This is a genomic window from Caulobacter sp. FG7, from assembly GCF_057808875.1.
In genome coordinates, this window is record NZ_JBMDIW010000034.1 from 48494 (window position 1) to 55056 (window position 6563).

Sequence of the window (6563 nt, forward strand, 5' to 3'; positions counted from 1 at the left end):
GGACCTGCCGCCGGTGATCCGTTTCGAAGCCGTCTCCAAGACCTACGCCGCCGCACGCGGCGCGACCGGTCACGCGGCCCTGCGGGAGGCCTCGCTCGAGGTCGCGCAGGGCGAGGTGTTCGGGGTCATCGGCGCCTCGGGGGCGGGCAAGTCCACCCTGATCCGCCTGATCAACGGCCTTGAGCTGCCCACCGGCGGCAAGGTGATCGTCGACGGCGACGACGTGGCGGCGCTGGACGTCGCGGGCCTTAGGGCCTTGCGTCGCCGCGTCGGCATGATCTTCCAGCACTTCAACCTGCTGTCGTCCAAGACCGTCGAGCAGAACGTCGCCTTCCCGCTGAAGCTGGCCGGTCGCGGCCCCGCCGAGATCAAGACGCGGACGGCCGAGCTCTTGGCGCGGGTGGGCCTGTCCGACCACGCCGCCAAGTATCCGGCCCAGCTGTCGGGCGGCCAGAAGCAGCGCGTCGGCATCGCCCGGGCCCTGGCCACGGCGCCCAAGATCCTGCTGTGCGACGAGGCCACCAGCGCGCTCGATCCGGAGACCACCGAGCAGATCCTGGCCCTGATCTCCGACCTCAACCGGGAACTGGGCCTCACCATCGTGCTGATAACCCACGAGATGGACGTGGTGCGCCGCGTCTGCGACCGGGTGGCGGTGCTGGAAGGCGGCCGCGTGGTCGAGCAGGGACCGGTCGAAGAGGTGTTCCTGCATCCGGCCAGCGACACGGCCCGCCGTTTCGTCGGCGAGGTCGAGGAGACGTCCGAGACCGCTCTTCCGGCCGGCGTGCTGGTGCGCCTGACCTTCAAGGGCGAGGCCACCTACAAGCCGGTGCTCGGCGTGGTGGCCCGCGAGACCGGCGTCGACTACTCGATCCTCGGCGGCCGCATCCACAAGCTGCGCGACACCCCATACGGCCAGCTGACCCTGGCCCTGACCGGCGGCGACGTCGACGCCGCCATCGCCCGTTTCGAGGCCGCCGACGTGCGGGTCGACCGCCTGGAGGGCCGTCCGTGAGCCTGTTCTCGAACATCGACTGGACCGATATCGCGGCCGCCGGCCTCGACACCCTGACCATGCTCGGCGGCTCCATGGCCCTGACGGTGATCCTGGGCCTGCCGCTGGGCGTGATCCTGTTCCTGACCGGCAAGGGCCAGATGCTGGAGAGCAAGGCCGCCCATACGGCGCTGGGCCTGCTGGTCAACATCCTGCGCTCGGTGCCGTTCGTGATCCTGCTGATCGTGATGATCCCGCTGACGGTGCTGCTGGTCGGCACCTCGCTGGGCGTGGCCGGGGCCATCCCGCCGCTGGTGGTGGGCGCGGCGCCCTTCTACGCCCGCCTGGTCGAGACCGCCCTGCGCGAGGTCGACAAGGGCGTGGTCGAGGCCAGCTTCGCCCTGGGCGCCACGCGCCGCCAGGTAGTGCTGGGCGCGCTGCTGCCGGAAGCGATGCCGGGGATCATCGCCGGCGCGACGGTGACGGCCATCGCGCTCGTTTCCTACACGGCCATGGCCGGGGTGGTCGGGGCCGGCGGTCTCGGAGACCTGGCCATCCGCTTCGGCTACCAGCGCTTCCAGACCGACGTGATGGTGGTCACCGTGGTGCTGCTGTTGATCCTGGTGCAGGTGTTGCAGATGGTCGGCGATACGGTGGTGCGGAAGGTCTCGCACCGGTGAGCGCCATCGCGATCAGGCCCGCCGTCGATGCCGACATCCCGGCCCTGGTCGCGCTGAACGCCGGGGTGCAGGCGCTGCACGCGGCCCTGTCGCCCGAGATCTTCAAGCCCGCCGTCGATCCTGCCGAACTGGCGGGGTTCCTGCGCGCCACGCTGGACCAGCCGGCCCATCGCCTGCTGCTTGCGGAGATCGACGGCGCAGCGGCCGGCTATGGCTGGGCCGAGGTCCAGGATCGCGCGCAGACGCCCTTCGCCCTGGCTCGTCGCCGGCTTTACCTGCACCATCTGGCGGTCGATCCCGCGTTCCGACGCCGAGGGATCGCCGCGGCCCTGCTCGCCGCGCTGGAGGGGCAGGCGAGGGCGCTGGGGCTGGCAAGCGTGGTCCTCGACGCCTGGGCCGACAACGTCGGCGCCCAGGCCTTCTTCGCCGCCGCCGGCTATGCGCCGCTGAACCTGACGCGGGCCAAGCAGCTGGGGTGATTGCGGGGCGGCGAGCGCGGCCTTAAGAACCCCGAATGACCGACGAAATCCTCTCCGCCCCGCCGCCCGAGCACTGGGACCAGGCGCTGGCCGACACCCTGCCCGGCCGCATCATCCTGGTGGGCCTGACCTTCCTCGACGCCGACGGCGAGATCGAGGACGTCGAGCAGTTCCACGGCGTCATCCTGTCGGCTGACCCGGAGGAGGGCATTCTCGTCGACCTGCTCACCGAGGAAGAGGACGGCGACACCTATCTGCTGCCGCCGCAGACCTCGAACATCAGGCCGGCCATGCCGGGCGCCTACACCCTGGCCAACGGCGAGGTGCTGGAGAACCCCGACTTCGTCTCGAACTGGACGATCCAGGGCCCGGAAGATCCGGCCAACGACGACTGAGGCCCAATCAGGTTCCCAATCAGGTTCCCAATCAGGTTCCCAGGCAGCGGCGCACGGCCAGCTCGATCAGGCGGCGCCGTTCCAGCATCGTGCCGACGGCGTCGCGGGCCCCTTCCACGGCGACGTCGCCCACCATGGAGTCGTGGCAGACCAGCGCGCGCTGCGTCACGCCTTCGGTCGTCAGGGTGCAGACCCCGCCGTAGATCGTGCCGGGGTAGTTGGTGGTGGTGCTGGTCGGCATCGAAAAGCCGGCGTCGCAGTCGGTGACCCTGGTGGTCAGCTTGTTGAACGTCAGGCCGCTCTGCAGCTTCCGGTCCATCTCGTCCAGCGTGGCGCCTTCGGCCCAGTCGAGCGGATAGTCGTATTCGCCGATGCGCACCGACTGCAGGTCCCTGGCGATGCGCATCGGGCCGTCCAGGGCCTCTGCGGCGTTGGTCGCCGCGATCGCGAGGAGGCCGGCGAGGGCGCAAAGGAGGGGCGTCTTCATCGGCGGCGCTCATCGCTGCATGGGTTCTATGCGCAACCTATAGTCAAGCTGTCGCCGCGCCAACCACGCCGCCCTCTTGGCCGCCTCAGGAAAACTGATTCCGTGCGAGCGGCGTTTGTGCGCAATACCCTCCCGGAATTATCGACTTATCGGAGCCGTTCATGGTCGCCCGCCGCGCCGCACTCGTCAGCCTCGCCGCCTTCGCCCTGCTGGCCGCCTGCAGCCGCCAGCCCGCGCCGTCGGCCGCCGACACCCTGGTGGTCGGCGCCACCGCCGTGCCGCACGCCGAGGTCCTGGAGTTCATCAAGCCGAAGCTGGCGGCCGAGGGCCTGAAGCTCGACGTCAAGGTGTTCAACGACTACGTCCAGCCCAACGTGCAGCTGGCCGAGCGTCACCTGGACGCCAACTACTTCCAGACCGGCCCCTATCTCGACACCGTCAACGCCGATCGCGGCTGGGGCCTGGTCAAGGTCGCCGGCGTGCACATCGAGCCGCTGGGCGCCTATTCGACGAAGATCAAGGCCATCGCCGAGCTGCCTGCCGGGGCCACCGTGGCCATCCCCAACGAGCCCAGCAACGGCGGCCGCGCCCTGCTGCTGCTGAACAAGAACGGCCTGATCACCCTGAAGGACCCGTCCAACCCGGTCTCGACCCTGAAGGACATCACCGCCAATCCGAAGGGCCTGAAGTTCAAGGAGCTGGAATCGGCGACCCTGCCGCGGGTGCTGAACCAGGTCGACCTGGCGGTGATCAACACCAACTACGCCCTGGACGCCAAGCTCGACCCGGCCAAGGACGCCCTGCTGATCGAGGACAAGACCAGCCCCTACGTGAATTTCCTCGTCACCCGCCCGGACAATGCTTCGGACCCGCGCGTGGCCAAGCTGGCCAAGGCCCTGGCCTCGCCCGAGGTGAAGGCGTTCATGGCGGAGAAATACAAGGGCGCAGTGGTTCCGGCGTTCTGATCTCTTCCTTTCGATCTCCTTCAGGTCGTCATCCCGGATCTGGGGTCCGCTGCGCGGTCCTTCGCCTGGGGTGACGGGCCTTGGGCAGAAGGGACGAACGCGCCCTCGACAACCTCTGATTGCTGAGCTCTAATCGCCCTCACGCAGAGGGGCGCGATGGTTAGCGGCAAGTCCTTGAGGGTGTCGGAAGCCGCGCCGCGCGCAGCCGAGGCGGCGCAGCCCGCCCAGGCCAGCAAGGCCAGCAAGGCCGCATTGGTCGCCGCCCATCACACCGGTCACCGCGAGCGACTGCGCGAGCGGGCCAGGTCTGGCGGCCTGGCGGCGCTGCCCGATTACGAGCTGCTCGAACTCTATCTCTTCCGCAGCCTGCCGCGCGGCGACGTCAAGCCCCTCGCGAAAGCCCTGCTGGCCCGGTTCGGCTCGTTCGCGGGGGTGCTGGGGGCGACGGTGGAGGAGCTGAAGACGGTTCCCGGCGTCGGCGAGACGGCGGCGGTGGACCTCAAGATCCTGCACGAGGCCACCCTGCGGGCAGGCCGCGAAGGCATCGCCAAGCGCCCGGTGATCTCGTCGTGGACGGCGCTCCTGGGTTATGTGCGCGTGGCCCTGGCCAACGAGTCCCGCGAGCAGTTCCGGGTGCTGTTCCTCGACAAGAAGAACCAGCTGATCGCCGACGAGGTGATGAACCACGGCACGGTCGACCATGCGCCGGTCTATCCGCGCGAGGTGATGCGCCGGGCGTTGGAGCTTTCCAGCTCCAACCTGATCCTGCTGCACAATCATCCGAGCGGGGACCCTACCCCCTCGCGTCCGGATATCGAGATGACCAAGCAGATCATCTCGGCCGGCAAGGCGCTGAGCATCGCCGTCCACGACCACCTAGTGGTCGGCCGCGACGGCGTGGCCAGCTTCAAGGCGCTGGGGCTGATCTGAGGTGCTGCGCGTCGTGCTCGTCATCGCCGGCGTTCTCCTGGCGCCGCCGGCCGCCTTCTTCGGAAGCTTGGCGTTCGGCGTGCTGGGGCACGGCTACGGCTGGTCGGAGATGGACTGGAACAGCGACGACCGGACCAGCCTTGGCGAGATCATGGAAGCGGGCGACATCGGCAAGCGCCAGGCGGTGGTCTGCCAGCGCACCTGCACCGAATACTTCGCCTACAAGGATGGCCTGCCGGTCCGCACCGACTGCCCGCCGCCCTAGCAGCCAGGGCCGATCGCGCGAAGAAAATCTAATGTCCTTGACGTAAGGTTCGGCATTGCGGAGCTTGGCGCGATCAGCTGTTCCGGAGTGTTCCATGCGTCGCCTGCTGTCAGTCCTCCTCGGCTCGGCCGCCCTGTTGGGCGCCGCCGCCCACGCCGCCGAGGCGCCTGTTTCCAAAGCCGACAAGGCGCTGCACGAGCGCATCCTGACGCTGGACACCCACCTTGACACGCCCGAGCATTTCGCCCGGCCCGGCTGGAGCATGGTCGACCGCCACAGCGTGCCGCAGGACTTCAGCCAGGTCGACCTGCCGCGCATGAACGACGGCGGCCTCGATGGCGGCTTCTTCGTGATCTACACCGGCCAGGGCGACCTGACCGCCGAGGGCTATCGCAAGGCTCGCGACTTCGCCCTGACCCGCGCGACCGAGATCCGCGAGATGGTCTCGGCCCATAGCGACAAGTTCGAGCTGGCCTACACCCCCGAAGACGCGATCCGCATCAGCAAGGCGGGCAAGAAGTTCGCCTTCCAGAGCATCGAGAACAGCTGGCCGCTGGGCGAGGACCTCACCCTGCTACAGACCTTCTACGGCGCAGGCGTGCGGATGGCGGGCCCCGTTCACTTCCGCAACAACCAGTTCGCCGACAGCTCGACCGACCCCAAGGGCAAGATCTGGAACGGCTTCTCGCCGCTCGGCCTGCGCTGGCTGGCCGAGGCCAACCGCCTGGGCATACTGATCGACGTCAGTCACGCCTCGGACGACGTCGTCGACCAGGCCGTGGCCCTGTCGAAGGTTCCGGTCATCGCCTCGCACTCGGGCGCGCGCGCCGTCTTCGACCACCCGCGCAATCTCGACGACGCGCACATCAGGAAGATCGCCGAGAGCGGCGGGGCGATCTGCATCAACTCGGTCTATCTGCGCGCCTCGACCAACAGCCCCGAACGCAAGGCGGCGCTGGAAGCCCTGGGCCGGGGACCGGGCGACGACGCCACCCAGGCCGACTTCGTGGCCTACGCCAAGAAGCGCGCCGAACTGGACAAGAAGTTCCCGCCGGTCCGCGCCAACTTCGACACCTTCATGGACAGCATGAACCACGTGCTGAAGATCGGCGGCGCCAAGGCCGTCTGCGTCGGCGCCGACTGGGACGGCGGCGGCGGCGTCGAGGGCCTGGAAGACGTGGCCGACCTGCCCAAGATCACCGCCCGCCTGAAGGCCGCCGGCTACAGCGACGCCGACATCGAGGCGATCTGGAGCGGCAATGTCCTGCGCCTGCTGGGACAGGCGCAGGCGTTCGCGAAGGGGGCGGGGAAGTAGACCCCCTCAGTCGCTCCGCGACAGCTCCCCCAGAGGGGGAGCATTTGAGCGCA

The 6563-nt window shown here is 68.8% G+C and carries 9 protein-coding genes; 8 read left to right on the forward strand and 1 reads right to left on the reverse strand.

Annotation, left to right across the window (positions count from 1 at the left end; all coding sequences use genetic code 11):
* Nucleotides 1-13 precede the first annotated feature (13 nt).
* From ACODR1_RS21790 to ACODR1_RS21805, 4 genes are read left to right on the forward strand one after another with little or no spacing between them, the layout of a single operon-like run.
* Nucleotides 14-1015 carry a methionine ABC transporter ATP-binding protein gene (locus tag ACODR1_RS21790; RefSeq protein ID WP_488882305.1) on the forward strand — a complete coding sequence of 334 codons (1002 nt, stop codon included), beginning with the start codon at nt 14-16 and terminating at the stop codon, nt 1013-1015.
* 59 nt (nt 1016-1074) lie between these two features.
* Complete coding sequence (locus ACODR1_RS21795) at nt 1075-1674, forward strand: methionine ABC transporter permease (protein WP_488882315.1); 600 nt, start codon at nt 1075-1077, stop codon at nt 1672-1674.
* Complete coding sequence (locus tag ACODR1_RS21800) at nt 1671-2153, forward strand: GNAT family N-acetyltransferase (protein ID WP_488882306.1); 483 nt, start codon at nt 1671-1673, stop codon at nt 2151-2153. The genes ACODR1_RS21795 and ACODR1_RS21800 overlap by 4 nt, the downstream gene beginning before the upstream one ends.
* Before the next feature lie 35 nt (nt 2154-2188).
* Nucleotides 2189-2548 carry a hypothetical protein gene (locus ACODR1_RS21805; RefSeq protein ID WP_488882307.1) on the forward strand — a complete coding sequence of 120 codons (360 nt, stop codon included), beginning with the start codon at nt 2189-2191 and terminating at the stop codon, nt 2546-2548.
* A gap of 31 nt (nt 2549-2579) precedes the next feature.
* Here ACODR1_RS21805 and ACODR1_RS21810 read toward each other — a convergent pair whose 3' ends face one another.
* Nucleotides 2580-3035 carry a hypothetical protein gene (locus ACODR1_RS21810; RefSeq protein ID WP_488882308.1) on the reverse strand — a complete coding sequence of 152 codons (456 nt, stop codon included), beginning with the start codon at nt 3033-3035 and terminating at the stop codon, nt 2580-2582.
* Between the two features lie 161 nt (nt 3036-3196).
* Between ACODR1_RS21810 and ACODR1_RS21815 the strand changes: the two genes are divergently transcribed.
* From ACODR1_RS21815 to ACODR1_RS21830, 4 genes are all read left to right on the forward strand, one after another.
* Complete coding sequence (locus tag ACODR1_RS21815; RefSeq protein WP_488882309.1) at nt 3197-4000, forward strand: MetQ/NlpA family ABC transporter substrate-binding protein; 804 nt, start codon at nt 3197-3199, stop codon at nt 3998-4000.
* 156 nt (nt 4001-4156) lie between these two features.
* On the forward strand, nt 4157-4930 hold the full coding sequence (gene radC / locus ACODR1_RS21820; protein ID WP_488882310.1) for a RadC family protein: 774 nt from the start codon (nt 4157-4159) through the stop codon (nt 4928-4930).
* A gap of 1 nt (nt 4931) precedes the next feature.
* Nucleotides 4932-5195, forward strand: a complete 264-nt coding sequence (locus ACODR1_RS21825) for a hypothetical protein (RefSeq protein ID WP_488882311.1) — start codon at nt 4932-4934, stop codon at nt 5193-5195.
* A 94-nt stretch (nt 5196-5289) separates the two neighbouring features.
* Nucleotides 5290-6510 (forward strand): dipeptidase, encoded by a 1221-nt coding sequence (locus tag ACODR1_RS21830; RefSeq protein ID WP_488882312.1) that lies wholly within the window; start codon nt 5290-5292, stop codon nt 6508-6510.
* Nucleotides 6511-6563: the final 53 nt, after the last annotated feature.

Excerpts from the sequence above, each read along its gene's own strand:
- ACODR1_RS21810 (WP_488882308.1), bottom strand. The coding sequence starts at position 3,035 with ATGAAGACGCCCCTCCTTTGCGCCCTCGCCGGCCTCCTCGCGATCGCG.
- ACODR1_RS21830 (WP_488882312.1), top strand. The coding sequence starts at position 5,290 with ATGCGTCGCCTGCTGTCAGTCCTCCTCGGCTCGGCCGCCCTGTTGGGC.
- ACODR1_RS21795 (WP_488882315.1), top strand. The coding sequence starts at position 1,075 with ATGCTCGGCGGCTCCATGGCCCTGACGGTGATCCTGGGCCTGCCGCTG.
- ACODR1_RS21815 (WP_488882309.1), top strand. The coding sequence starts at position 3,197 with ATGGTCGCCCGCCGCGCCGCACTCGTCAGCCTCGCCGCCTTCGCCCTG.
- radC (WP_488882310.1), top strand. The coding sequence starts at position 4,157 with ATGGTTAGCGGCAAGTCCTTGAGGGTGTCGGAAGCCGCGCCGCGCGCA.
- ACODR1_RS21805 (WP_488882307.1), top strand. The coding sequence starts at position 2,189 with ATGACCGACGAAATCCTCTCCGCCCCGCCGCCCGAGCACTGGGACCAG.